Raw genomic sequence first — 26501 nt, 5'->3', positions numbered from 1 at the left:
TATGTCCAACCCCAAGATGTTGCGTTTATGGACGAAATGTCCACACCATATATTGTATGGACATCCCTCTCGCGTACCTTATGGGGTCGGCTCATTCTTGGCAAGCGGTGGGTGAGGATCCCGCGATCGTGAAGCCGCGATAGACGCGGCGGTGCCCGTGAATGAGATCATAGATTTTCTTTGTCGGGACACCGATCTTCTTTGAGATCTCAACGACAGATCCGGAGATCTCGTCGCCTTCTTTACTGATAATCGTCACGATCATCGGGCGTCTTTGTTGCGTCCTTTTCGTGTATGAGCCCTGACCGCCTTTTGTGATATTGTAACATGCCGGGTCGGCAAGGGCTTCTGGTGTGATCAAAGCGATCTCCGCCGCGTTCATCTCTTCCCAAGTTTCATAAATGCCCAATGTTTCGCGGATGAAGTTTCGGCGTCCGTATTTTTTCAAAGCCGCCAAGATTCTCATTCCGGATCCTAAATATCGATCATCGATATTATTTGTCGAATGTTGCCCGAAATAATAATGACCATTTATTAAGTTGGTGGTCTTATAAGTTATGTAAATCACCGGAGAATCCCTCACCGTTATCCGGTGAGGTATTGAGGTTTAGTGATTTACTTTCGTCTTATAGCACTGATTTATTCTTAAATAATCAACATTGATCACTGTCGGCGGGTGACGAATTTCCCCGATAAAACCTCAATAACTTCGCGAGTTAATCGCGGAGTAAAAGATGAAGTTGAGGGATTATCAGCAGTCCGCCGTTTCAAATATCGGAGTGGCGTTCAAGACGAATAAGAGGGCGTTATTCGTGCTTCCAACAGGCGGAGGTAAGACGACGATCTTCTCGCAAGTCGCGGCTGACGCGGTGAATGATGGGGAGTCCGTTCTCGTGCTTGCTCATCGTCGAGAACTGATCGATCAGGCGAATGAGCGTCTTAAAAGATTCGGATTGGAAACGGGTCTCGTGATATCGGGTGAAGAGATGACCCCTGACGCACCTGTTCAGGTCGCATCAATCCAGACTCTCACGCGTCGTTTCGAGAAAGTCGGAAAGCCTGATCTCATCATCGTTGATGAGGCTCATCGTGCCGTCGCTGACTCATACGCTCGCGTGCTTGAAGAGTATCCTGACGCCCGCGTCCTGGGATTGACCGCAACGCCGTGCCGCCTCGACGGCAAAGGGCTCAAAGGATCGTTCTCAACGATCGTTGAAGGGCCGTCGATCGAAGACCTGATCAGTCGCGGATACTTAATGCGGCCGATCGCGTACTCCGCGTCCATTCCGGATCTCACCGGGGTCAAGACACGGGCCGGTGATTACGCGGCTGATCAACTCGCGGAAGCACTCGAACGATCGACGATTTGCGGTGACGCAGTCTCATCGTATCAACGCATCACACCGGGCCGATCCGGCATCGCGTTTTGCGTGAGCGTGAAACACGCCGGGCTCACCGCTGACGCCTTCAATGCGGCGGGGATCCAGGCGGAAGTCCTGACGGGTGACACCCCGAAAGACGAAAGAGCCGGGATCCTTGCCCGGTTGAGGTCGGGTGAAACGAAGATCGTCGCAAGCATAGAGACGTTGACCGAAGGTTTCGATTTTGAGGGGCTCGAAGTCGTGCTTCTCATGCGTCCAACGAAGAGCCTTGCTCTTTACTTACAGATGGTCGGTCGGGTTCTCCGGATCTCGGACGGAAAGGATGAGGCTATCGTCCTGGATCTTTCGGGAAACACGTTGCGTCACGGGCTCGTCGAAGAGATCCGAGAATGGAGCCTGGACGGCGTTAAAGATGATCAAAACGCAAGAGCAACGAATGGAGACACCCTGAAAACGCGGCTTTGTAAGATGTGTTTTGGAGTTCACAAAGCGGCTCCGGTTTGCCCGTTGTGCGGACACACGCACGAGAAGGATGATCGGATCCCGGTCGCGAAAGCGGGCGAACTCCGACGCATCAAAGCCGAAGAACTCGAGGCGGCAAAGAGGGCCCTCTCCGATCGCAAAAAGCAGGAAGAGCGTGAGTGCCGGTCTCTCGAAGACTTTGTGAAACTCGGAAAGTCACGGGGCTACAAGTTTGCGTCGGGATGGGCCGCAAAAAGATGGGAGTTGCGTCAAAGTCGGGTAAGGGCCACGTCATATTCCGGATGGCCGAAATAAACTATATGTTCAACGTTAAAGTATTGTTGGTTTAACGTTAAACTAAATTTAAGATAGCATTTATTTCTCAACGCTGACGAATATTTTCTGTTATACCTCAATAAACACCCGTAATCAATACGGGAGAAACATCATGAGAAGACTGAAAGACAAAGCAGAAGAAACACTCGGTCACGCAGCACTGAACTTTATCGCTGACGAAGAGACCGGCCTAAAAGGCTGGGAAAAGGACGTCGAGAAGGCGGTCAAGAGATTGGCCCGGGAAGACGGTCTTACGATGGCCGGGGCGATCATCGTTCTCATGGCGGAGGCCAGGCTTTACACGCAAGAACTCACAGAGGCGGCATACGAGCACGGAAAGCGTGAGGCTATCGAAGCACACGAACAAGAGAGGACGTCTCGGATCATTGAAAGATGGGAGGCGGCAGATCGTGAGGATGAGGCATACGAGAGGGGCCGTCGTGACGCGTTGAGAGATCTTCACTCATCGCCTTTCGTTTATGATTTGAGATCATGAGAGAGAGTGAGATCCAGTCGAGGATCCTGGTCGCCCTTTGTGCCGGTTTCGTGGGGCGATCTCTCTTCATGAGGATCAACTCGGGGAAGATCCGGAACGAAGATAGGCGCTGGATCCAGTTGGCCCCGCCCGGAACGGCGGACATCCTGGGAACGATCGACGGGCGATCCGTCGCGATCGAGTGTAAGGCCGCCCGGGGTGCTCAACGTGAGACGCAAAAGAGGTTTCAGGCGGCATTCGAAAAGGCGGGCGGGGTGTATATCATAAGCAAAGATCCGGATCGTGTTTGTGAAGATCTCAAAAACGAAATGAAACGAAATGAAACCGTGGCGTAAATGTCACGGTTTTTCGTTTATCGGGAGAAAGTTTCGCTCTTTTTCGTTTTATGTTTGAGTTTCGTTTTGCTCGTCATAAGGGCGTCTTGCCAGAAACGAATCTGGAAACAAAAAAACCAACGGAGAAAAGACATGAGATACAACACGCAAGACATCGCAGCATTCGCAGATGAAGTTGAAGACGGACTTTGGGACGCAAGGCTCATGGGTGCTTCCGACGCGAGACTCGCGGCGTCATCCGATTTTCAGAGTTTCCTGAATCGCAGAAAGCCCGCCGAAAAAATCACGGAAGACCTGATCCGGGGATCGGAGAAGCAGGTCAAATGGGCGAAGGACATCCGAAACGAGTTCGTCGCGAAGTTCGGAAAGACGCACGAAGCGGGCGTCAAGCGGGCACTGAACACGGAAATGGACGCGAGGATCTGGATTGACGCACGATCGAAACTCGAAACTCTCGCAGTCAAGTTTCAGCGTCAAGCGGAAGCGGAAGAAGAGAAGCGTGAGGCGAAGGCGATCATCGAGACGTTCAAGAGCGAGTTCTCCGGATCTCACCCGAACGCGGTTCAAGCGGCTCATGTCGTGAAGAACAAATCGTGGATCAAGAACGCGTCGAAACTCGCGAAGTTCGCGGATAAGATCGAAGAGCGTGCTCTCGAAACGATCCGGACAACCGACACCTTCAACGCTTACGTCGCAGAAAGAGGCGGAAGGATCGTTGTCGATGATGAGTTCATCGCGATCCGGCAAGCGATGGAACAAGCGAACAAGCGTCTTCTCGCGTCGTGATGAGTTTCGATGAAGATGAGAGAGAGCCGCCCCCGGGGCGGCTTTTTCTATTGTGCGGGGCGGTTGAGGATGCCGGGGATCCGACAAGGCCCGAAAAACTCACATACGTTAGCGTGTTTTCATGGTCTCCCGATCAGTCGGGGTCGAGAGGATGCCGGGGATCCGCCAGGCCCGTAAAAGGGCCATACGGTTGCGGGTTTTCAGGGGTTCTCGATCAGGTGGGGTTGAGGATGCCGAAGACCCCGGAAGGGTCATAGAATGCCCGTACGTTAGCGGTTTTTCAGGGGCTCCCGATCAGGTGGGGTTCAGGATGCCGGGGATCCGGAGAGGGGCGAAAAGCGTCGATACGTTAGCGTGTTTTCAGGGCGTCTCACCTGGCCGGGGTTCAGGATGCCGGGGATCCGGAGAGGGGCGGAAAGCGTCGATACGTTGGGGCGGTTTGAGAGGATCCCGCCCGGCATGGGGTGAGGATGCCGAAGAAGGCCAGGTGGGGGAGGAAAGCGTCGATACGTTAGCGTGTTTTGAGGATGCCTCATCGGGCCGGGGTTGAGGATATCAAGGATCCGGGAAGGGTCGTGAAACGGCTATACGTTAGCGTGTTTTTAGCGTGTCTCATCGGGGCGGGTTGTGAGGATGACGGGGATCCGGGAAGGGTCTCAAAAGGGCTATACGTTAGCGTGTTTCGTGGGCTTCCGGGCTTTCGTCGGTGTGAGATTGCCCGGGATCCGGCAAGGGCCGGAAAACGGTGACGGGGCGAAACGAAAGTGAAGCGTTGACGATCGATCATCTTTTTGACAGTCTCAACGAAACGAAGGAGAAAGACGATGACGAACACGCCGGATGATCTATACATCACGGAAGATGAAGAGGCGGCTGGAGAGTTCATGGAAAAAGTCGTCGAGATGATTCCTGATCTTGCGAGTGCTGATCTCGAAATGATCATTAGTCTCGCACAAGACGCACTCTCGAAAGCAAGAGACAGAGAAGCGAAGCACGCTATCGAAGAACTCGAAGCGGTCGCGAAGAAGCACGGGTTCAACATTGACGAACTTCTCGCGAAGAAAGCGGAGACGATGATCTCGCAAAGAACGGGTGAGCCCGTGAGGTTCAGGCATCCGAAAGATCCGTCGATGACTTGGACCGGCCGCGGTCGAATGCCCGCCTGGCTCAAAGAGGTCAAAGAGGCGGGCGGAGACATCGAAGAGTTCAGGATCCGCCCCTGATCACTCAATGAAGATGAAGAAGAAAGAGAGCCGCCCCTTCGGGCGGCTTTTTCAATGAAATAAGGAAAAGATGAAGAAGGGTAGGCTCGGACTGCAGGACAGTTCATCGAAAACATGACAGTTCAGGAACGTTCATTTTCAAACCGTCCTGGCAAGATATATCAATATAAACAATCACTTAAACAGAAATCAGGACTGTAGGACCGTTTTTCCGCAAAAATGATCGTTCTATGAAGATAATCTTTTTTTTCTATATCAATAAAAATGTGAAAAAACAGTCCTACAGTCCTGATTTTCGCTCAAATCATTGTATTTATTGAATAAAATCACCAGGAACGTTTCCAGGAACGTTTTTTCAAACCGTCCTACAGTCCTGCAGCCCGCCCCGCCATTCTTTCTATCCGGTGCTAACGCGAATCACTTCGTTCTCATTGATTATTTTTGAGGGGTGCGGGGACGTTTTCAAAACTGGAAGAGACCGCTCACGCGAAACCGATTTCCGGTTTCATCGAAAATCGCTCAAACTTTTATCTTGACAGTGGCCGTTTCGCAACGCTTTCGAAAACATAAGCATTTTCAAAAGTATTCAACCCCGTAAGGATATTTTCGATTCATTCTTTATATTTTTGTAACATATTTCGCACATTCGTTTTTCGTCAAATAAACTATCGTGGCCTTTCGTTTCTTGTTTCGTTGATTTCGACGATTGGCCCGGGTATCTATTGATCATCGAAAGAAAGCGAGGGTGACGATGTTCAAGGGTCAAAAAATGGTTTCAAAGGTTATTCGTCGCCCCGTTTTCATCGGGGAGATCGCCGATGCTACGCGGGAGAAGGTCGTTTTGAATGGCGGCACGCTCGACGCAAGCAAGGTCTCGAACGCCGTGAGGCGTGAGACGGCGGCGATTGTGAAGGGCGGTTTCGTGAAACTCGTCCGGATCTCGGGACGTGTCGCGGTTCATACCGGCCCTTTCCCGCTCGACGATTTCGATGACGCGGAAACGGTTTTCGTTTCGGCATACGACAAAGAGACAGGCGTCATCACGGTGATCCTCCCGTCTCAAAGATAACAACAAACTCAAATCCAACACGGAGACTACACATGAATATCTTTGAAAAATTCGAGAACGCACTTGATCGCGAACCCACGATGACGGTTGATCGCTTTTGTTCGACGCTTGAGCACACCGAACTCGGGAACGCATACCGGATCCAGATCCGGCACGGTGACGTTCTCCGCTTCTCCCGCGAATCCGCGTCATGGATCGCTTACAACGGCGTGGCTTGGCAACGTAACTCGAACCATGAAGCGATGAAGCGTGTCGAAGACATGATCCACGCGATCGACGTCGAGAAGGCTCATAACCCCTTCCTGGCGGCTGATGATGAAGACGGACGCAAGAAGCGTGACGAATGGAAATCCGAAATGACCAAGCACGCAAGGCGGAGCCAGTCGAAAAACGCAATGAAGTCGGCACTCTCGCTCGCCGAAACGGGGCTGATCGCTGATGAGGCCGACTTTGACCGAAAGCCTGAACTCCTGAACACGCCCGACGGGACGGTTTGCCTCAAGGACGGCCGGGTCTATCCGAACGATCCGAAGGACATGCTGACCGGCGTCACGTTGATGACGTATGACCCGAAGGCCGCCCGGGCGGACTGGGAAGCGTTTATCACTGACATTTGTAAAGACCGGAACGGTCGTCATGATCCGGCGAAAGAGGCGTACCTCAAAGTCGCTCTGGGATACTCGCTCTTTGCTCACAACGAGAGGTCGCTCTTTTTCTTCATCACGGGTGACGATCGGGACGAGACCCGGAACGGACGAAACGGGAAGACCGTCCTCATGGACGCGGTCGCCGCGGCGATCGGGCCAGACTACGTCCGCCGCTTTGAATCCCGGATGCTTTGCCGCCATAACGGGAAGGCCCCGGAAGCAACAGACAGGCTTCCTCTAATCGGATCCCGGATCGCGTTTTGCTCGGAACTCAACCCGTCCGACGTTCTCGACACCGCAACGATGAAGGCGGTAACCGGGGAATCCGAAACGTATGTCCGCAGTCTTCACGCGAACGCAAAGAGCATCCGCACAACGGCGACTCCCTGGCTACTGACGAACCATCTCCCGAAAATCTCGGAGAACGATCAGGCGGTCTGGTCTCGCGTCCGCCGGATCCGTTTCCTGAACTATTTCTGGAACGGCGAGGGGCAAGAGCCAAAGGGGCACTGGCAAGCACTCGACACCGGCCTTCTCGATCGCTTGAAGAAAGAGGCGTCCGGGATCTTGTCTTGGCTCATCGAGGGAGCCGTTGAATACGCAACGAACGGCTTCCCCGAATACGCCGACGCGATGGACTCGCTCTCGAAGACACGCGAAGAGGCGGATCCGGTGGGTGACTTCTTGTCCTCTTGCGTCTCGAAGGGTGACAATGCTCGCGTGACGTCAAAAGAGATCTACGCGGCTTATGTGACGTATTGCTCGGAGAACGGGGCGGAGCCAATGAGCGTGACCGCTTTCGGAAAAGCGATGAACGCGAAGGGCTTTGATAGCGTGAAGATCGGCGGGGTCGTCTATCGGGCCGGGATCCGCTTCACGGTTATCGGGCGGGCATACGCGGAAGGAAACGATCCAAGAGGGGCGATCGATTTCATCGCACAAGCGGAAGACGGTGAGCGTCTCGCGGGCACGGAGATGTCCGATGAGGACTTGTCACGAGTACCGGAGCACGCGTCGATCGGTGATGCTTTCACGTCCGAAAGCGGGAAGGTCTTCAAGATCGTGAAGGCGGGACACGCAATCGAACTCGAAAATGCTAACGTCATTCCTTTCAAAAAATCGGCACGACGCTAAAAGAAAAGGCCCGCCGAAAAATCGGCGGGCTACACAGTGACTACATGAATGAAGACATCATATCATTGATAGTTAAAAACGCAAGAAAAAAATGAGGCTCGCCATATCTGGCGGGCCTTTTTGTTTAGTGTATCATTTATGTAACACATTTTTATCAAGCATCGGGATTTCGTGCTTTTATTCTATTTATGTTGATTTTTCGTTTGTTGATGATACGAAACGAAACCCGAAAAATCGGAGAAACAAAAAGGAAAACGGACATGAAAGACAAATCAATCAGTGATCTCGCGAAAGAGTATCAAGAGACAAACTCACAGAGAATCTTCCTTGAAATACAAAAGAGATTGAAGCCCATGATTTCCCGACTCTCCGGCTCTGACCGGAATCTCATGGAAAAAGAAGACATGGAGCAGGCGGGTGCTATCGCTATCGCAACAGCACTCACTTCATATGACATAGAAAAGGGCGGTTTTGACGCTTATGTCATGTCATTCGTTATCGCAGAAATCAGACAAGAGAAGTCCCTGTCCGTTCTTGTCTCGCAGTCACACGATAAGAAGTTTCGATTTATTCAAAACAGGGCTACGAAATATATTGAATCGGAAGTAGCGGCGGGCATTGATAGAGGAAAAGCCAAGTCGGAATTCGCACGCATTTATGGCGTCACTGTTAAGGATATTGATTTCGCAATTTCTTCGAGGACTTCGGCGGCAGAGTATATCGAAGGACATCACTCTTACGATCATGAAACTGATATCACAGATCATTTTATACATTGCGAGATCAAGAACGTGGTGTGGGATGCGATCGACGAACTCGACGAAAAGAAAAGAGCGGTCATCACTCATCGTCACATGCTTGATGATCCTTCATCTGTATATGAAGCCGGGGCGGCAGCGGGCATCACATATAAAAACGTGAGCAGAACGTCGAAGCACGCGATAAATGAGATGAAAGAGTCACTTGCTCGGAAAGGCTTAACATCATCTGACTTCTTCGGTGTTTGACGTGACATGGCACAAGACATCATCAACTGACAGGGGTTACGGATGGGCCTGGCAGAAGAAGAGACGGCTCGCGATCTTAAGGGATCGCGGGCTATGCGTCCCATGCTTGAAGCAAGGTCGGACGCGTGCTTTTGATGCTGTTGATCACATCAAACCTCGCCATGAAGGCGGAACGGATGATCTCGTTAATCTTCAGTGTATTTGTGACGATTGTCACGCATTTAAGACGCAAGGTGAACGTCACAGCAAAGATGTGAAGCCTGTCGGCATAGACGGATGGACAGTGTATTAACTCGTTTCTCCGCTCCTGACCGCGGGCCGGTCACTCCTCTTCATGTCTGGGAAGAGAAAAAGTTTCACAAATGAGGGGCCGCCCGGTTGAGTAGCCCGCCGCCCCGTCCCCGGTTGAGGATCCCGCCGCCGTCACGGTTGAGGATCACTCGTCCCTCTTGTGTTTGTGCTGCTGATTATGCCGTCACGTATCCCGTGTGCTGGCCCCGTGCTCAGGTTGTCGTTGACCTCAACCCCTTTTGACCGGACGCCGGATATCAGACGGCGGGGCTCGGAGACCTAAACCCCTCGGCCGGGCTCGGAGACCTCAACCCTCGGAATTTTTTGCGGCTCACTGACGAAAAGAGATCCTTGGACCTCAATAACAGTCCGGATCGGGTGGCGGTTTTTTTCTCCTTTTGTTCGCCACCCGGTCTCACCGCCGTCCGCCGGGCAGGGCCGGGGGTGTCTCGATCTCTGGGGTGTTTCGTTCCTGACCGCGGGCCGGTCACTCCTTAAGGAATGCGGGAAGAAAAAAAGTTTTGGGTTTTGAACATGGCACGTAAATCATCAGATCAGAAGAGCATCGAAGAAGCGGGACTTTCCGCCGACTACATTCCTGATCGTCCCGAACCACTTAACGGGATGACGCGTGAGCAAAAAGATGTCTGGTCGGTGATTGTCAATCGAATGCCGGCAGACTGGTTTCTTGCTGAGACTTACGAATTACTCGCTCAATATTGCCGTCATGCGTGTGAAGCCAGAAGAGTTTCAGCGATCATTAGAGCACACACAGCGGATCCGGAGACATCAGAAAAATGGATCGAACAATATGATCGTCTCTTGAAAATTCAGGAGCGTGAAGGGCGGGCGATGTCATCTCTCGCAACACGTCTTCGTATCACGCAGCAATCAACTGTTAACGCAAAAATTCAAAAACCCGCGGAACCTGATGAGCCATGGTCATGAATAAAGTCGAACCGATAAAGAGCGGTCTCGATAGGATGAGCCCAGTATATGCGAAAGCGGTGCTTACTCGCAGAATAAATGATCGTGCTCGTTTGATTAAGCGTCACGAGAACAGAAAGAGAAGGGAAGAGGAAGGCTTGAATAAGAGGTCTCGCGATGAGGAATGAGACACGCGGAGAACGGAATATCCGATGGATTGAGACGATGTGCCGGATACCCGAAGGGGCTCATCAAGGCAAGCCAGTGAGGCTTTTGGCTTTTCAAAAAGAATTCATTCTTGCGGTCTATGATAATAAGAATGTGACACGCACAGCGATCTTGTCGATGGGAAGGAAAAATGGAAAGACGGCGATCACCGCTATGCTTCTCCTTCTTCATTTGTGCGGGCCAGAAAGCGTCCAGGGCGGACAGTTATACTCAACAGCACAGAGTCGAGAGCAGGCTTCCGTCGTCTTCCGACTCGCAGCAAAGATGATCTACATGTCGCCAAGACTCAACGCTTTTGTGACCGTTAAAGAGTCAACGAAAGAGATGGCATGCCCGCGTCGCGGAACGCGTTATCTCGCTTTGTCGAAAGAGAGCAAAACGGCTCTCGGGCTTTCACCGGTATTCTCCGTTCATGACGAACTCGGGCAAGTTCGCGGTCCAAGGTCGGACTTATATGATGCTGTTGAGACTGGATCCGGTGCTCACGCAAACCCGCTTTCTATCATCATCTCTACACAAGCGGCGCAGGACGGAGATCTCCTTTCCGAACTGATCGACAAAGCGGGAGAGGATCCTCACACAGTATGTCATCTCTACACCGCCCCCCCGGAGATGGACCCGTTCAGCGAATCCGCGTTGCGTGCCGCGAACCCCGCATTCGGGATATTTCAAAACGAGAAAGAGACGCAGGCAACCGCGGACAATGCGAAGCGAATGCCGTCCTTTCAAGCGTCCTTCCGCAATCTCATCCTCAACCAAAGGATCGAGATCAACTCTCCTTTCATCGCGAAGCCAATCTGGGATGAGAACGCGGCCACGCCTGATCCGATCGATGGGGCAGAGATTTACGGGGGGCTGGACTTATCGGAAGTATCGGACCTCACGGCTTTCGTAGCGGCATATCGCACGCCAGGCTCGCAGGATGATAGATTGAACATTCTTCCCACGTTTTGGCTCCCTCAAGAAGGGCTTTCGGAGAAAGCACGGAAGGAGAAGGTGCCCTATGATCTATGGGCTGAGCAGGGGCATCTTCAAGCGGTTCCAGGTCGTGTGATCGACTATGATTTCGTCGCTCACTATCTCTGGGATCTCTCCTCACGTTGCGTCATACGCAAGATCGCTTTCGACAGATACAACTTCCGTCACTTGAAGAAATCGCTTCTTGATGTGGGCTTCACGGAAGCGTTCATTGAGGAACACTTCGTTCCATTTGGGCAAGGCTTCGTTTCAATGAGCCCAGCACTCCGGACGACTGAAACAATGATTCTTCAAAATCAGATCAAGCACGGAAATCACCCTTTGCTCACGATGTGCATGGCGAACGCGATCGTTGTGAGAGATCCAGCAGGAAACCGAAAACTCACGAAGAGCACAAGCACACGAAAGATTGACGGTGCCGTTGCTCTTGCTATGTCGATTGGAACACTTCAAGAAGGGGGCGGGGAACCCTCCAAAAAGTCATATCTTGAGGGGGCAGGGTTACTGGTGTTGTGAGACGAGATGAAAAAAAAATCAACGCATTCAAAGCAAATTGGAAAACGGATACTTATCGGTGTATTCGCAACTTGGGTTGTTTGGATTTTTCAGTGGAGAATTTTTGATTTAATTATTGACGCGAACTACACAAACTACGATGTTCCTATCGGTGACGCGGTTCCTTGGATATTAAAGTTTATCATCTGGTATCTGGTTTACCTTTCCGTCCGAAACTACATTCGACGCATATCCAGAGATTAAATTTCAAAAGACTGACGAAAACACATGCCCGGACCTCAATAACCCCGCGAATTGAAACGCGGGGTCACAATGTTTGGTCTATTCGAAAAGAAGAAAGCAACGGTATTCAGTGGAGGACGGGGTCTACTCTCTACCGTTTTCGGAGTCACGCAAGGAAGATCCGGCGGGCCGGTTAATCTTGATGACGCGTTAGAAACGTCACTCGTTTTTTCAGTCGCACGCGTGATCGCGGAAGACGTCGCAAAGACGCCACTTCGGCTTATAAAAGATACGAAAGACGGGACACGGGTCGTTCACGATCATTGGGCTCATCAACTTCTGACCCGCCGCCCGAACTCATGGATGACCGCGTTTGAATTTATCGAACAGATGACCTTTTGTGCTGTCCTCGGAAGAGGGGCAATCTCGATCAAAGTCATGTCACATGACAGAAAGCAAGTGAGTGAATTAATTCCGGTGCCGCCCGGGGCATGGGAGATCGAACAATCTGACGATTACGGCATCCGCTATCGCGTGACATTTCTAAATGGAAGGGTTCAGTATTTCGGACAAGAAGAAGTCTTTGCGTTTAGAGGCGTGAGTCTTGATGGAGTGAGCGGGATCCCCGCATTTCAAAAAGCACGCAGGGCGATCGGAATCACGCAAGCACTCGAAAACCAACAAGCGACTCTCGCTGAAAATGGCGGACGTCCTTCCGGGATCTTGTCATTTAAGGGTGAGGTAACATCGGAAACTCGGACGGCACTTCGAGAGATGTGGCAGAAACTTTTCGGACCTGGTGGACCGGGTGGGGTCGCAGTGCTCGATCAAGAAGCGTCTTACACTCCTATGACCTTGTCTCTCGTTGACTCACAATACATCGAGAGCCGTCGGTTTCTTGTTGAAGAGATCGCACGAGTCTTTCGTGTTCAGCCAATCATGCTCGGTCAAGCAGACAAAGCCGCTACGTACGCAAGTGCTGAACAGATGTTCAGGGCTCATGTGATTAACACGATCATGCCCTGGTGTCGGCGGATCGAACTTGCTCTCGATCGGGATATTCTTGGACAGACTCCGGGGATGCGGTTTGACTTTGATGAGATCGAACTGATGCGGGGTGACCAGGCAGCACAAGCAGAATACTTCACGAAAGCACTCGGAGCAGGCGGGCAACCAGCATGGATGTCTGTCGATGAAGTTAGACGTGAAGTCGGTTTAAATCCAGTCAATGAGGAATGGACCAGCAAACCGTCACGCGGAGCGATGAACTCCATTTCAGATCCAGAAAAAAAAGTTTGATTGACTGACGAAAGGAGAAGCCCGAACCGCAATAACCCCGCGAATAGAAACGCGGGGTTACTTTATGGAACATAAAAGCATCTCTTTTAAGTCTGATAACAACGGTGAAAACACCGGGCGAAATATTTCCGGATACGGATCTGTTTCTGGAAATGTGGACTCCGGGGGTGACGTCGTGATGCCTGGTGCTTTCTCTGAGAGTTTGAAATCAGGACGCAAAGTCAAGATGCTTTGGAATCATAACTCTGATGAGCCTTGCGGGGTTTGGGCTGATATCGTTGAAGACGAAAGGGGCCTGAAAGTCTCGGGCATTATCTCTGAGACGGCACGCGGAAAGGACGTCATCGCTCTATTGAAAGACGGGGCTATCGACTCTCTGTCGATTGGTTATCGCACAGTTGACGCAGAATGGAAGGGTGACACTAGGCAAATTCATAAAGCGGAACTTTGGGAAATTAGCATCGTCACATTCCCTATGAACGAACTCGCGAAAATTGACTCTATTAAAGCGTCTGAAATGACGAAGAGAGATCTTGAAAAAAAACTGAGAGATTCAGGTTTTTCAAGAAACGACGCGCAGAAACTCATTTCTGGCGGTTATAACGCACTTTCTGAGCAGCGGGACGCTGACGAAGCAAAGAGCGAAATTCTGGCATTGCTTAACAAGCGTGCTGAACTCCTCAAATCCCGATAATCAGAAAGGAAATCGGAATGGATATTGAACTTAAAAATGCTATCGAGAACAGCAACAAACTGATTGCCGCAACTCGTGACGCTGTTGAGACGAAAGCTGACGCGGCTACCGTTTCACGCATTGAAGCAGATTTGGCGAAGGCACTCGAAGAGAAAGCCGCCCTTGAAAGCCGCCTGACGGCGATTGAGACGAAGGCGAACCGTCCTGGCAACTTCGGCACGCAGCCGGAAGTTGATGAGCACAAATCGGCCTTCATCGATTATCTTCGCGATCCGAAGGCTCACACTACGCGTGACCGGGTTGAGCGTGAGCAGAAAGCCGCGGCGATCACTGTGGCCGGTACTGATGGGGTCGCGATCCCTCGCGTTATCGCATCCGGCATTCTTGAAACGCTGAACAGCGTGAGCCCGATCCGTGAATTCGCATCCGTCGTAACCGTTTCAAGCACTGATTACGTTGAGTTGCTCGACAAAGCTAATGCCGGAACCGTCTGGGTCGGTGAGACTGATGATCGTGACGTTACGACATCTCCGGACATCGCACGCATCACGCCCGCTTTTGGTGAACAGCACGCGATTGTTGAAGTCTCAACGCACGCTCTCCAAGACGCAACCTTTGGACTCGAAGCCTGGCTGACCGCTTCTCTCGTGAAGAAATTTGCGGAAGGTGAAGGCAAGGCATTCGTGAGCGGGAATGGCACGAACAAGCCCAAGGGACTCTTGTCCTCAGGGAACGGTTTCGGGCTGATCAAGACCGGTGTTGCCGACGGACTTGGCACAAACCCACACGATAGGCTCTTGGATCTCTTCTATGGGATTAACGGCGGATACCGTGCTGACGGGTCCTGGCTGATGAATTCCGGGACTCTGGCAACGCTTGCGAAGATCAAAGACGCAAACGGGCAGTATCTCTATCAGCCTTCACTGATTGCCGGTGAGTTTGACAAGATTCACGGGAAGCGTGTCGTGATTGCGGAAGACATGCCAAACATCGCCGCGAACGCTACTCCGGTTGCGTTTGGTGACTTGTCGAGAGGCTATCTGATCACGGACATCGCCGGGATGAGCCTGATTGTTGACCCGTACACCCGTCCCGGTTTTGTGAAATTCGTTGCCGCAAAAAGGGTGGGCGGAACTCCTCGTGACACCGCAGCGATCAAACTTCTCTCGATCGCAGCCTAACCAAAAGACGGGGGCTCCGGCCCCCGTTTTCATCTCAAAAGAAAGGTTCCGCCATGCCAAAACTGAAAGAAGATTTTTATGTAGTCGTTCCGGGTAAAATTTATCCTGAAACGATCCCGGCTGGAACGGCTGTTGATGGAGAACTCGCAGAGATCGCCGCGGCTTGCGGAAAGATTGATCGGTTATCAGGCCCCGCTCGTAATGGCAGAGCAAGGAAGGCTCCTGAAAATCAGGCACAATCCGGTGCTCCGGAAATAAAGTGAGGCAAGTCGATGATCACCCTTGAAAACATCAAGACACATCTTCGGATTGACGGGACGGAAGAGGACGCATACGTCCTCACGCTTCTCGCAGCCGCAGTCGAATATATTGAGAAGACGACGGGCATTCCTCATGATCCCGGTTATCCAGACACGCTCCGACACGCCGCTCTTTTGCTTATCGGAAACTGGTATCAAAACAGAGAGGGCGTGAGTGATAAACCTCTCTCAAAAGTGCCACTCGCATTCGACATGCTCATCCATATCAACCGTCCAGCCGAAGGATTGATCTAATGAGCGGGGCGGGTGATCTCGACAGACGCGTCACTCTTGAACGCCGCACGCTTGTCGATGACGGCTATCAAGAGGTCGAGACGTGGGCCCCGGTCGCGGTGCTCTGGTCGTCATACACCGCCGTTTCAGACGGTGAGAGATGGGCCGCGGGATCCGTCCAAGCCGACATCACCGCCCGTTTCAAGATCCGCTTTCGGGCGGATGTGACGACGAAGGACCGGGTCCGTTATGAGGGCAAGGTCTTCAACATCGTCGCGGTCAAGGAGATCGGCCGCCGTGTCTTCACTGAAATCACGGGTGGGCTCGTCAATGAGTAAAATCACGATCACCGGATTCAAGGGCCTCGAAGAGAACCTGAAAAAACTTCACAAAGCACACGCGAAGAACGTGCTCCGGAAGACGCTCCGGGAAGCCGGGAAGCCGGTCGCGGAAGCGGCGGCCGCGAACGCTCCGCATGACACCGGGGCTCTGGAAGCCTCGATTACGGTGAGCACGAAACTTACCCGCTCGCAGAGGCGTCTCGAAAAGAAACTCGATGGGAAACACGCCGCAGAGATGTTTATCGGGGCCGGATCCGCGAAGGCTCACCTCGTCGAGTTTGGGACGGAACACACCGCCCCGGATCCGTTTTTGAGCCCGGCATGGGACTCGATGAAGGGCCAAGTGCTCGAAGACATCAAGAAAAAATCTTGGGAGAACACGATCGCTTCTCTGACGAAACGCGGGATCGCGGTTGATCTCCCGGACTCGGGAGACGAATGATGGAACAAGAAATCCGAACTTTGATCAAAGCATTGAACCCGGGTCTTCCCGTGAACTTCGGTGTCAACCCCGCGGGGTCGGCTTATCCGGCTTGCGTCCTTAATGTCATCTCGTCGCCGGGCACGCACAACATGGATGGGCGGGACGGGCTCACGCAGTCACGAGTCCAGATCGATATTTACGCAACGACATACGGAGAAATGGCTTCAACCCGTGATTCAGTCATTTCAGGAATCGATGGTTACCAGGGAGATCGGATTCATCGCGTGTTTTACAGTGACGCGTCTCAAACGATCGAGAACGAAAAGCAGAGATCACGACTAACGTTTTTTGTCTGGCACTCGTGAAAATAAAAACGGTCCCTGACGAAAATAGGCCATCAAACCTCAATAACACTTCGAAGCGGCTTCACTTTGGAGGATTATATATGGCTACTCAAGCACAGATCGGGATCGGAACATCGGTCTACGTCACAAAAGCGGGCGTCGGCGCGACTCGAACGAAACTCGCAGAACTCAAAGACATCACCTGGCCGGAATCTCAGGCTGATGAGATTGACGTCACGAATATGGATTCGGGCAACACGAAAGAATATATCGGCGGGCTCATCGATAACGGTGAAGTCAAGATCCCGATGAACTGGATCCCCGGATCCGGAACGGACACTCTTCTCACCGAAATTTTCGCAACTCGCGAAATCGTCACGATCGAGTTTGTCCTTCCCGGCGAAAGCACGGGTGACGCGTATTTCGGTTTTTGTAAGGGCTACACCCGAAACGCTCCGGTCAACGAAGCACTGACCGCGGAAGCAACCTTCCGGATCTCCGGCCCCGCAACCCCGTAACGAAATCGGGGCGGCACCGGCCGCCCCTCTTAATGACATTCAAAAAGAAAGGATAAGGAATGGCGAACAGATTCAAAGGCGAGATCGAAACGGCGACAGGACACAAGATGGTTCTTGATTACAACGCTCTTGCTGAACTCGAAAGCATCGCGGGGAAGAGGGCACAAGAGGTTCTTGAATCTCTCGATGACGGATCGGTCTCACTGACTGATCTCCGGGCTTTTTATCTCGCGTGCTTGCGTCGTCATCACCCGGATCTCTCAGTTTTTGACGCTGGGGACATCGTCTCGGAAGATCCCGAAGCGTGGGTGAGGGTCGTTGCGGCCGCGTCACCGGACGCCCCGAAAGAGGTGTCACCGGGAAACGCGAAAGCCCGCCAAAAGAAGGCGGGCTAAATATCGAAAAGAGCCACGCCGCTTTTATAGCGGCGGGCTTTGACCCGGACTCGTTCTGGTCGCTCACGCCTCGGGAATATCTTCTCCGGATGACGGCATACGCGGAAAGAAAGCGGGACGAACACAACGCCGCAATCCAGATCGCCTGGCTCGGGGCAATGTTTAAGAGAGCGGAGAAGTTTCCGAACATTGAGGACTTCTTGCTCAAAGACGAGAGGCACGCCGTGGCCGAAATGACGGCGGAACAGAAGGACGCCAGGATTGCGGCGAATTTAAGGGCATTAAGGAAGAGGTTTGAGAAATGAGTCTTGCGTCGGTCATTGGTGCTCTCCGCGTCAACCTCTCCCTCGATTCCGCGGAATTTTCATCCGGGGTCGGTAAGACGGAAGCGTCCTCAAAGCGGTTGAAGACCGTGGTCGCCGGGGCCGCGGCTTCCGCCGTTTCGGCCGGGGCGGCTATCACCGCTTTCGGGGCGAAGGCGATCGCAACCGCAACCGAACTCAAGAACTTCACGTCCGTCGCGAACGCGTCACTCGATGAGTTTCAAAGATGGGAAGCGGGGGCGAAGTCGGTCGGGATCGGTTCCGAAAAACTGGCGGACATTCTCAAGGACGTGAACGACAAGGTCGGTGACTACATGTCAACCGGCGGCGGCGAAATGGCTGACTTCTTTGAGAACATCGCTCCAAAGGTCGGGGTGACGGCGGACGCATTCCGCAACCTCTCGGGCCCGCAGGCTCTTCAACTCTATGTCTCATCCCTCGAAAAAGCGGGATTGAGCCAAGCAGAGATGACGTTCTATCTCGAAGCGATCGCGAACGACGCAACGGCCCTCGTCCCTCTTCTCCGGAACGGCGGGGCGGAAATGACCAGGCTCGGGGACGCGGCGAAGGCGTCCGGGGCCGTGATGTCACAAGCAACGTCGGACAGTCTCTTGCGTGCGAAAGCCTCGATCACAGAGATGAAGACGGCCCTCGGCGGGATCGGGATGTCCATGATCGCAAGCGTCGCCCCGGCTATCGAGAATGGGGCGGCCGCAATGGCTGACTTTGTGAAGAACAGTGAGGGCTTGAAAGTAATCGGCGGGCTCATGAGCGGAACCCTTTCCGCGGCCGCAACGGCACTCACCGCGATCCTCTCGAATGTCGGAACGGTTATGGGGGTAGTCGCGTCAGTCGCAGCAGGACGCCTTGCCGCATCTCTGGCCGGGACAGCCGCATCAATGACACTCATGAACCTCTCCTCACTCCGCTTCATCGCGGGGATGACGGCCGGTGCTATCGCGATGAGAGCACAGGCGGCCGCGGCCGGTGTTTTGCGTGTCGCGTACGCAGCACTTGGCGGGCCGATAGGGATCATCGTCACCGGACTCGGACTCATGACGATGGGCTTTATGAAAGCGAAGCAGAGAGCGGAAGAACAGAGGAAAACGGTTCAGGATCTAAAAGACGCATATGCGGCTTATGAGGTCGCACGTGATGCGGCTAATAAGGAGAGGACGGTCGAGACACTCGAAGATAAGCGTGTTGCCGCACAAGAGAAACTTAATCTTCTCATTGAGCGTGAGGCTCAAATCCTTAACGACATTCCCCGTCAAAATATCATGGCACAAATAGGGGACCGCGGGGCCGCTAATAAGGTTGGTGAGTTAAAAGAAGAACTCAAGACGGTGAGAGATGACATCATCTCGACAAACTGGATGATCCAGAATCTCGGATCCACGTTATCCGAATCCGGATCGGCCGCGGCCGCGGCTACCGGGTCAAAAGTGCTCACGAAAGAACTGACAGAACAACTCGAAAAACTGAAAGAAGCAACCGCACAAAAAGAGATTCAGATGGGTCTCGATGCCCTCGCCTCGCAATACGGTCAAGAGTCTCGGATCTACAAAGAGGCGGTGGCCGCGGCGGATCGTGATCGGGAGATGTCGGCTCTAAATCTACTCGCGTCACAAGTTGCGGGAAATGCGGAAGCCGAAAAGGCGGTTCAGCACGCACAAGCACAGGTTGAAGCAGAATATAATTCAGCGGTGGCCGGGATCGCATATTCGAAGACGATCAAAGATCGGGTTGCGAGTCTCAATGAAGAGACGGCAAACAAAACGGTTCAACTCAATCTTGACGCCATTGCCCTTCAATATGGGGCAGAGTCACTGACCTATAAAGAGGCGGTGGCGGCGGCAACTCGGGATCAGGAACTCGCAACCCTCAACGCCCTGGCCGCACAGGTCGAAGGAAACGCGGAAGCCGCCGCGGCGGTGGATCACGCGATCAACGTCGCTAACGCAACGTATGACGCGGAAGTCGCGGGCTACGCTTTCGCGAACGCCATGGCGTCCGTGAACGCCCAGGTTCGGGCAATCGACGCAAGCCTCGCGGCTATCTCCGGTTTCCAGATCCAAGCCGCCGCGGCAAAGGTCGAGACGACGGCACTCGCACAAGGGAAGTCACTCGCTGACGCCGCGAAGGCCGGGCTCCAAGCCCAACGGAATGCGGAATACGGTGAGAAGCGGAAAGCGATCATCGCTCAATATGCCGGTGAGTATGACAGCCCGGCCTATAAGACCGCTATCCGGATGCTCGGAGAAGAGGAATCCGCGGCGAACGCGGCGGCCGCGGCACAGGATGCTCTGGGAAAGGCCCGCGATGAGGCGGGCAAGAAAGAGCGTGAAGCCATGAAGGCGGCGGGCGGCGGCGGCTCGTCCAAGAAATCCGGTGGCGGAAGATCCGGCGGTGGCGGGAGATCCGTCGGTAAACCGAAACTGACTGACGAAGAGCGTGAGCAGGCTCGGACTATCGATCGGCAAAGTGACGCGATGACAAAACTCATCGAAGAGCATGACAGGTATCGGGCAACGCTCGGGATGACCGAACAGCAAGAACGGATCTATCGGGCAGCACAGGAGACCGGGGCGATCGGTGATGAGACGAAGATCGCACAGGTGAGACAACTCGTGATCGAAACGGACGCGTTGAAGCGGGCCCAAGACGGGCTCCGTGAAGTCGTGGACACGCTCGATAAGGGTTTCGGTGACATGTTCAAGGGTTTCATCACCGGGGCAACGTCGGCCCGTGACGCGGCGAAGAACTTGCTTTCTCAACTCGGGAACCTTCTCGCGAACTCAGCGTGGAACACGCTCTGGAAAGGGACCGGGTCTTGGGGCGGCATCGGAGACATGCTTACGGGATGGTTCGGCGGGATCGGGCAGAACGCGAACGGGACGTCGAACTGGGCGGGGGGTCTCACCTGGGTCGGCGAGAGAGGGCCTGAACTCGTGAACTTGTCACGGGGCTCACAGATTTTGAGCAACCCCGCCTCTCGTCGCCTTGTCGAAGGATCGGGCGGCGTCTCTCGCGTTGAGATCTCAATATCGGACGGTGTTGAGGCAAGGATCATCAGTCAAGCGAATGATAACGCGGTTCAGATCGTGAAGGGCGGACTCGCGTCATACGACAAGAAACAAACATCAAGCACGTTTAATCGGAACAGTGCTGATCCGCGATCAAGAGGATAATAAAATGGCATACACAACACTTGTCAATTTCTTTGATAAACTGAAAATCGCAGACTTCTCAATGTATCCTGATGCGAGTCTCATCACTTCACAAACGGGCGGCGGTGACATCCTCACCGCTGAAAACGGACCTCGGCTCTGGAAGGGCAGGATCACACTTGCTCCAATGTCACATGCGAATGCCCGCATTCAATCGAATCTCGTCAATACTATGATGAATGCCGGTGCTAAATTCGAAGTGATCGACAAGAAGAATCAGTATCCTCTTGAGGATCCGAAGGGCACGCTTACTCAAGGATATGTTCCAAAAGTTTCGGGCTCAACGTCCGGATCAACATTCGTACTCACAGCCGCTCGCCCGGGCTATGTCCTGAATCCTGGTGACCGTTTCGCGTATCGTATAAACGGGAAGCGTTATTACAACGAAGTCACGAACAGACAAATAGCAACCATCAACGGTGGTTTCGTCGCTCTTCCGGTCATGTGTCCGATCCGCGGCCCGGGAACACCTTTAAACAACGCAACAGTGATCTTTCAACGCCCTTCAATCGTCGCACAGATCATTCCGGGATCCGTGTCTCAGTTTGTTTTCAATCCGTCACATGCCGAAGGCATGTCATTCGATTTCATTCAAGTTATCAAGGAGTAAAGGTATGGACATAACTGACAACGCAAGGACTTATCTCGCAAAGGGTGCTATATCAGCGCGATGGCTGATCTGGATTAAAGCGAAAAATCGTGAAACGGGTGCTATCGAATCGGTGGGTATTACTACTCATGAAGATGATCTCACAGTCACAATCGGATCAGAGACTCGAACGTACGCGGGAGCCGGGCCGATCGTCGGCATTCCTGAGATCACGTTTGAATCGGGGACCGTGATTCAAAATCAGAGGCTCACTCTATCGATCATTGACGCGAACGTCATCAATCTCATTCGTGCTTACGACGCAACTCTCGCACCAGTCGAAATGCGTCTCGTTTTCTTTGATCCAATAACAGGAATTTTTGTGGCGGGACAGCCGCTCGAAAGCCGATTCCCGATCGCATATCGAGGAAATATCGACACGATCAATATTCAAATCGGTGAGTCGGCATCATGTGAGGTCGTTGTCGTTTCGCAGAACAGAGCGGGAACAAAAACGCTCGCACTGAAAAAATCGGACGCAGCACAGAAACTCCGAAACCCGAACGACAACGGACGGAAGTACGCAAGCATTGCGGGAACGATCGAAGTAGCCTGGGGTCAAAAATCAGAGACGGGATTCAGGATGGGGAGCAGGGGCTAAATTATTGTGATACGCTGACGAAAACAATGCCCCGGACCTCAATAGACACCGAATGATATTTCGGAGTGTCACATGAAGCGTCGAGAAGATTGGAGATCGCGTCTCTATTCATATTTAGATTCAGTTAGAGACATTCCTTTCCAGTACGGAGTTCAGGATTGTGCTCTCTTCACAGCATCATGCGTTGAAGCACAAACGGGTGAAGATCCGGCATCGGACTTTCGCGGTCGTTACACAACCGAACTCGGGGGTTTGAGAAAGATCCGGGCGGCCGGTTTTGATGATCAGCGTGACTTCGTCGCGAAGACGTTTCACGAGATCACTGATGTCGTTTATACGCAGGTCGGTGACATCGTCATTCTAAATGAGGGGCCGCTCGGACTTTGCGTCGGTGATCGGGTTGCGGCGGTCGGAGAGGAAGGCATTTACTTTGTGAGCCTTGACGACATTCAACGTGCCTTTTCAATTGAAGGGGGGCGTGAATAATGCCGGCGGTCGGAGCAGCAATCGGGGCCCTCTGGTCTGGAACAGCATTCGGGGGAGGCTTGCTCGGAGGAGCGGCATCATTCATGTTCAAGACCGCCGTTTCGGTCGGTCTCTCGAAAGTCGCACAAAAACTCCAGAAGCCGACTCAGTCTGGCGGTGTGAGGACAAGCGTCACAGTCGCGGGTGAGAGCACATCACAGACAACGATTTTCGGAAGATATTGTACCGGCGGGGCGGCTATATGCCCGCCATACGTTTTCGATTTTAAGGGTGATATGGACAGTGAATATCTCGTCTACGTCATCGCACTTGCGGACACCAGGATTCAGGGTGTTGAGTCGATGATCGTTGACGGGAGACAGTGCTCGATCGCTGAACGTCAAAGAGTCCCGGGCCAGGCCGGATATATCGCAGAAGATAACTACGGAAGACGCGTCGTCGATGAAGACGGTAAACTCGATGGTTATGTCTTCGTGAGAATCTTTGATGGGACGCAGATAGCGGCGGATCCGAAACTCGTCGAGATGTTTGGAACTCATCCATCAAGACCATGGGATTCTTCTATGATCATGACTGGTGTCGCATACGCAGTCGTGACGTTTAAGTTTAGACAAGAGAAATTCACGGGACTCCCGGATTGTAAATTCACGGTTCTCGGAATGCGAATGGCCGGAACACGAAGCACGGCAATCGTGTATCGTGAAAACCCGGTCGACATGGTCTGGAACATCCTTAAGGGTATCCCATTACCCGGCGGCTCGGGGACGTGGGGCCTTAACGTGCCAGCGGAAGCCGTGTCGCTCCCGGTATGGAGAGCGGCGGCAAACGTGTGTGACGAACTCACGAACGGGAACAAGCGTTATCGGGCGGGCATTGAGTTCTCATTTGAAGATGAGCCGCTCGAAGTCATTGACGAAATTCTTAAGTCTTGCGGCGGACAGATAGCGGAGTGCGGCGGCGTCTATAATATCAGTGTCGGTGCTCCTCTCGTCACGTCAGCAAGCATAACAGATGATGACGTTCTCATTTCAGACGATCGAGAGTTTATCGTTTCGGAGGGTCTCGCGAAGATCTTTAACGGTGTGACCGCGTCATACCCGGATCCGGACAGGCTATGGGAAGAGCGTGAGGCGGTGCCTTACAAGAAAGCGGAATGGATCGCACAGGACGATGGGCGTGAGTTGCTCGCTGACCTAAAACTTTCGGCCGTGCCATATCCCGAACAGGTGAGGAGACTGATCCGCGAGTACGCGGCGGACAACAGAAGACAGAGACGACACATCATCACAGTGGGGCCCTGGGCCCTCTCGCTCATGCCGCTTCAAACGATCGGCTGGACGAGTGTCGAGAACGGATACATCTCGAAACTCTTTGAGATCACATCAATGATCATCTCACCGGATTCATTGAACGTGACGCTCGCGTTGCGTGAGCGTGACCCGGCTGACTACGACTATGACGCCGTTAGTGATGGTGTACTCCCGTCAACGCCTTCGGTGCGGCCCAACCCTTCCGCCGTTTCCGGAGTCCGGGGGTGGTCAGTACAAGGAACGTCGATCAAAGACTCTTCGGGCAAAGCACGCCGTCCGGCTTTGCGTTTGTCCTGGTCATCGGGTGCCCCGTACTCATCGATATCGTATGAGGTTAGGCTCGTATCAAACTTGACGGTCGTCATGAACGGATCAGTGCCTGACGTCTCGACATCTAACGCGATCATAGCGTCATCGATCCTTCCTGATACTGAATATGAGGTGAGAGCACTCGCGAAGATTCAGGGTCGGGACTCGACGTGGAGCGATTGGGCATACGCGAAGACGCCCGCCGTTTTTATCGGTGAGGACGACTTTGAAGACGGAGTGAGGGGCCTCTTCGAAGACGCAGGGATGAAGGCGATCGAGTACATGTCCACGCTTCCGATGACGGGCAACACGATCGGAAGGATGGTCTATCTCACAACAGATAACAAATTGTATAGGTGGACCGGAACGGCCTGGGTGAACTTCGTTCAAGATAATCTTCAGGGTGCTCTTGATGAGACAGCATTCGCTCAAGGTATCAGCATACCTCGCGTCGTGACCGCATTGCCTACGTCTGGAAACACGATCGGACGCCTTGTCGTACTCTCATCTGATAGCAAACTTTACAGATGGACAGGAACGGCGTGGACGGCGGCCGTATCGGCTTCCGATGTGACTGGGCAGATCACCGCAACGCAGATCACTGACAACGCGATCACGACACCGAAGTTGGCATCCGGATCTATTACGACTGACAAACTCGGAGCGAATTCGGTCGTTGCCGGGAAGGTCGCGGCCGGAGCGATAGGCGTTGACCAACTCGCGGCCGGATCCGTTGTCGCATCAAAAATGGCGATAACTGATTTCACGAACCTCGTACCGGATGACCAGATTCAAGACGCGTCATCATGGACCGGGGTCGCTCCCGCTCACATCAGTCATCTTCCTAATCCGGCTCTTCCGGCTCTTCAATCGAAAGGGTGCTTTCGCGTTGAAGCCGCGGGAGCAACAGCAACCGTTATCGTATCGAAGCCGTCTTCCGCAAAAGCGGGAGAGGAGTATTTTTATTCGGGTCAAGTCTTTTCGGCGGGAGCCGCAGAGATCCGGATCGTGCTTCAGTTTCTCAATAGGGACGGCGGACTCGTCGCGGCAAGCACGGCAACGAATGGAGCACAGACTGGCTGGAGAACGCTCTCCGGATCATTGCTCGCCCCTTCTGGGACTACTCAAGTCCGGATGTATTTCAACATCCCGCCGTCATCGTATGGCGGAGATTATTCATTCATGGGTACTCCGATTATCCGGATTAAGGGCCGGGGTGAACTCATCGTGGACGGATCAATCTCGGGTGACAAGATCACCGCTAACACGATAACCGGCGGTCTGATGGCCGCGGCCGGTATCATAACGGGTGCGGCTCAAATCAATGACGCGGTCATCACGAATGCGAAGATCGCTAACGCAACGATTTCGGGAGCAAAGATCGCGAATCTCACGGTTGACACGATCAACATTAAGGATCGGGCAATCACTGATCACATCATCGATGAAGTCGCAACGAAGAACTTAGTGAGAGGGGCAACGGGGGCTATCGCACATGAGATGGTTTTCACCCTCTCACAAGAAGCGGCTATCATCTTTGGCGGCTATTTCGAAGTGAGAAAAAATAACACATCAGCAACGCTCGTGTCATGGGTAACGATTGACGGCGTTGAATTGAGTCGGTCGCGAGACACGATTCAATCATCGAACGTGAGAAGCCTTGATTTCATGAGGACGGCAAGGCTCTCGGCCGGAACTCACCGGATCCGGGTAATGTACACGAGTATCGATGGAACGACAGGTGTCCCGCCGAACACGACTCCGGTTAATGCGAACTTCTACATCGATAACATCAATATGTTTGTTTTTAGATCATATAAATAAT

26 protein-coding genes are annotated in these 26501 nt (G+C 53.0%); 25 read left to right on the top strand and 1 reads right to left on the bottom strand.

From position 1 onward, the window contains the following. Positions 1–91: 91 nt before the first annotated feature. A complete protein-coding gene (locus IQ24_RS01935; RefSeq protein ID WP_145396015.1) occupies positions 92–466 on the bottom strand; it encodes a GIY-YIG nuclease family protein in 375 nt (124 codons plus the stop codon). A 268-nt stretch (positions 467–734) separates the two neighbouring features. On the opposite strand from IQ24_RS01935, the gene IQ24_RS01930 reads away from it, so the two are divergent. The 25 genes from IQ24_RS01930 to IQ24_RS01810 all read left to right on the top strand — a co-directional run bounded on the left by IQ24_RS01930 (position 735) and on the right by IQ24_RS01810 (position 26500). Further along, positions 735–2159, top strand: coding sequence for a DEAD/DEAH box helicase (locus tag IQ24_RS01930; RefSeq protein WP_145396014.1), 1425 nt, complete (start codon positions 735–737; stop codon positions 2157–2159). Positions 2160–2292: 133 nt separating this feature from the next. Further along, positions 2293–2676 (top strand): hypothetical protein, encoded by a 384-nt coding sequence (locus IQ24_RS01925; RefSeq protein WP_145396013.1) that lies wholly within the window; start codon positions 2293–2295, stop codon positions 2674–2676. A 467-nt stretch (positions 2677–3143) separates the two neighbouring features. After that, positions 3144–3797: a hypothetical protein gene (locus IQ24_RS01920; RefSeq protein ID WP_145396012.1), complete on the top strand. Its 654-nt coding sequence runs from the start codon at positions 3144–3146 to the stop codon at positions 3795–3797. Between the two features lie 824 nt (positions 3798–4621). Then, the gene (locus tag IQ24_RS01915; RefSeq protein ID WP_145396011.1) at positions 4622–5020 is read left to right on the top strand and encodes an H-NS histone family protein; all 399 of its coding nucleotides are present in this window, start codon (positions 4622–4624) and stop codon (positions 5018–5020) included. Between the two features lie 745 nt (positions 5021–5765). Further along, the gene (locus tag IQ24_RS01910; RefSeq protein ID WP_145396010.1) at positions 5766–6089 is read left to right on the top strand and encodes a hypothetical protein; all 324 of its coding nucleotides are present in this window, start codon (positions 5766–5768) and stop codon (positions 6087–6089) included. A 32-nt stretch (positions 6090–6121) separates the two neighbouring features. Beyond that, positions 6122–7870, top strand: a complete 1749-nt coding sequence (locus IQ24_RS01905; RefSeq protein ID WP_145396009.1) for a DNA primase family protein — start codon at positions 6122–6124, stop codon at positions 7868–7870. A 260-nt stretch (positions 7871–8130) separates the two neighbouring features. After that, positions 8131–8877, top strand: a complete 747-nt coding sequence (locus IQ24_RS01900; protein WP_158637465.1) for a sigma-70 family RNA polymerase sigma factor — start codon at positions 8131–8133, stop codon at positions 8875–8877. After that, a complete protein-coding gene (locus IQ24_RS01895; protein WP_145396007.1) occupies positions 8870–9169 on the top strand; it encodes an HNH endonuclease in 300 nt (99 codons plus the stop codon). The genes IQ24_RS01900 and IQ24_RS01895 overlap by 8 nt, the downstream gene beginning before the upstream one ends. A 533-nt stretch (positions 9170–9702) precedes the next feature. Beyond that, a complete protein-coding gene (locus tag IQ24_RS01890) occupies positions 9703–10116 on the top strand; it encodes a hypothetical protein (RefSeq protein WP_145396006.1) in 414 nt (137 codons plus the stop codon). Between the two features lie 204 nt (positions 10117–10320). Continuing rightward, positions 10321–11817: a terminase large subunit gene (locus tag IQ24_RS01885; protein WP_199756453.1), complete on the top strand. Its 1497-nt coding sequence runs from the start codon at positions 10321–10323 to the stop codon at positions 11815–11817. Positions 11818–12129: 312 nt separating this feature from the next. Beyond that, positions 12130–13338 (top strand): phage portal protein, encoded by a 1209-nt coding sequence (locus IQ24_RS01880; RefSeq protein WP_145396004.1) that lies wholly within the window; start codon positions 12130–12132, stop codon positions 13336–13338. A gap of 64 nt (positions 13339–13402) precedes the next feature. After that, positions 13403–14032: an HK97 family phage prohead protease gene (locus IQ24_RS01875; protein WP_145396003.1), complete on the top strand. Its 630-nt coding sequence runs from the start codon at positions 13403–13405 to the stop codon at positions 14030–14032. Between the two features lie 17 nt (positions 14033–14049). Continuing rightward, on the top strand, positions 14050–15213 hold the full coding sequence (locus IQ24_RS01870; RefSeq protein WP_145396002.1) for a phage major capsid protein: 1164 nt from the start codon (positions 14050–14052) through the stop codon (positions 15211–15213). A gap of 53 nt (positions 15214–15266) precedes the next feature. Next, the gene (locus IQ24_RS01865; protein ID WP_145396001.1) at positions 15267–15476 is read left to right on the top strand and encodes a hypothetical protein; all 210 of its coding nucleotides are present in this window, start codon (positions 15267–15269) and stop codon (positions 15474–15476) included. Between the two features lie 9 nt (positions 15477–15485). Further along, positions 15486–15767 carry a head-tail connector protein gene (locus IQ24_RS01860; RefSeq protein ID WP_145396000.1) on the top strand — a complete coding sequence of 94 codons (282 nt, stop codon included), beginning with the start codon at positions 15486–15488 and terminating at the stop codon, positions 15765–15767. Continuing rightward, a complete protein-coding gene (locus IQ24_RS01855) occupies positions 15767–16084 on the top strand; it encodes a phage head closure protein (RefSeq protein WP_145395999.1) in 318 nt (105 codons plus the stop codon). The genes IQ24_RS01860 and IQ24_RS01855 overlap by 1 nt, the downstream gene beginning before the upstream one ends. After that, a complete protein-coding gene (locus tag IQ24_RS01850; RefSeq protein ID WP_158637464.1) occupies positions 16077–16529 on the top strand; it encodes an HK97-gp10 family putative phage morphogenesis protein in 453 nt (150 codons plus the stop codon). The genes IQ24_RS01855 and IQ24_RS01850 overlap by 8 nt, the downstream gene beginning before the upstream one ends. Before the next feature lie 427 nt (positions 16530–16956). After that, the gene (locus IQ24_RS01845) at positions 16957–17373 is read left to right on the top strand and encodes a phage tail tube protein (protein WP_145395997.1); all 417 of its coding nucleotides are present in this window, start codon (positions 16957–16959) and stop codon (positions 17371–17373) included. Positions 17374–17432: 59 nt separating this feature from the next. Then, complete coding sequence (locus IQ24_RS01840) at positions 17433–17768, top strand: hypothetical protein (RefSeq protein WP_145395996.1); 336 nt, start codon at positions 17433–17435, stop codon at positions 17766–17768. An 89-nt stretch (positions 17769–17857) separates the two neighbouring features. Further along, positions 17858–18073 carry a hypothetical protein gene (locus IQ24_RS01835; RefSeq protein ID WP_145395995.1) on the top strand — a complete coding sequence of 72 codons (216 nt, stop codon included), beginning with the start codon at positions 17858–17860 and terminating at the stop codon, positions 18071–18073. Beyond that, on the top strand, positions 18070–21282 hold the full coding sequence (locus IQ24_RS01830) for a coiled-coil domain-containing protein (protein ID WP_145395994.1): 3213 nt from the start codon (positions 18070–18072) through the stop codon (positions 21280–21282). The genes IQ24_RS01835 and IQ24_RS01830 overlap by 4 nt, the downstream gene beginning before the upstream one ends. Before the next feature lie 4 nt (positions 21283–21286). Then, positions 21287–21931 (top strand): hypothetical protein, encoded by a 645-nt coding sequence (locus IQ24_RS01825; RefSeq protein WP_145395993.1) that lies wholly within the window; start codon positions 21287–21289, stop codon positions 21929–21931. 4 nt (positions 21932–21935) lie between these two features. Continuing rightward, positions 21936–22571 (top strand): hypothetical protein, encoded by a 636-nt coding sequence (locus IQ24_RS01820; RefSeq protein WP_145395992.1) that lies wholly within the window; start codon positions 21936–21938, stop codon positions 22569–22571. A 72-nt stretch (positions 22572–22643) separates the two neighbouring features. Next, positions 22644–23057 (top strand): DUF6950 family protein, encoded by a 414-nt coding sequence (locus tag IQ24_RS01815; protein ID WP_145395991.1) that lies wholly within the window; start codon positions 22644–22646, stop codon positions 23055–23057. 83 nt (positions 23058–23140) lie between these two features. Further along, positions 23141–26500: a fibronectin type III domain-containing protein gene (locus IQ24_RS01810; protein ID WP_158637463.1), complete on the top strand. Its 3360-nt coding sequence runs from the start codon at positions 23141–23143 to the stop codon at positions 26498–26500. The last annotated feature ends 1 nt before the right edge of the window (position 26501 follow it).

The organism is Paracoccus sulfuroxidans (genome assembly GCF_007830335.1).
Taxonomy (GTDB): Bacteria; Pseudomonadota; Alphaproteobacteria; order Rhodobacterales; family Rhodobacteraceae; genus Paracoccus; species Paracoccus sulfuroxidans.
This window is presented reverse-complemented; position numbering and strand designations above follow the sequence as displayed.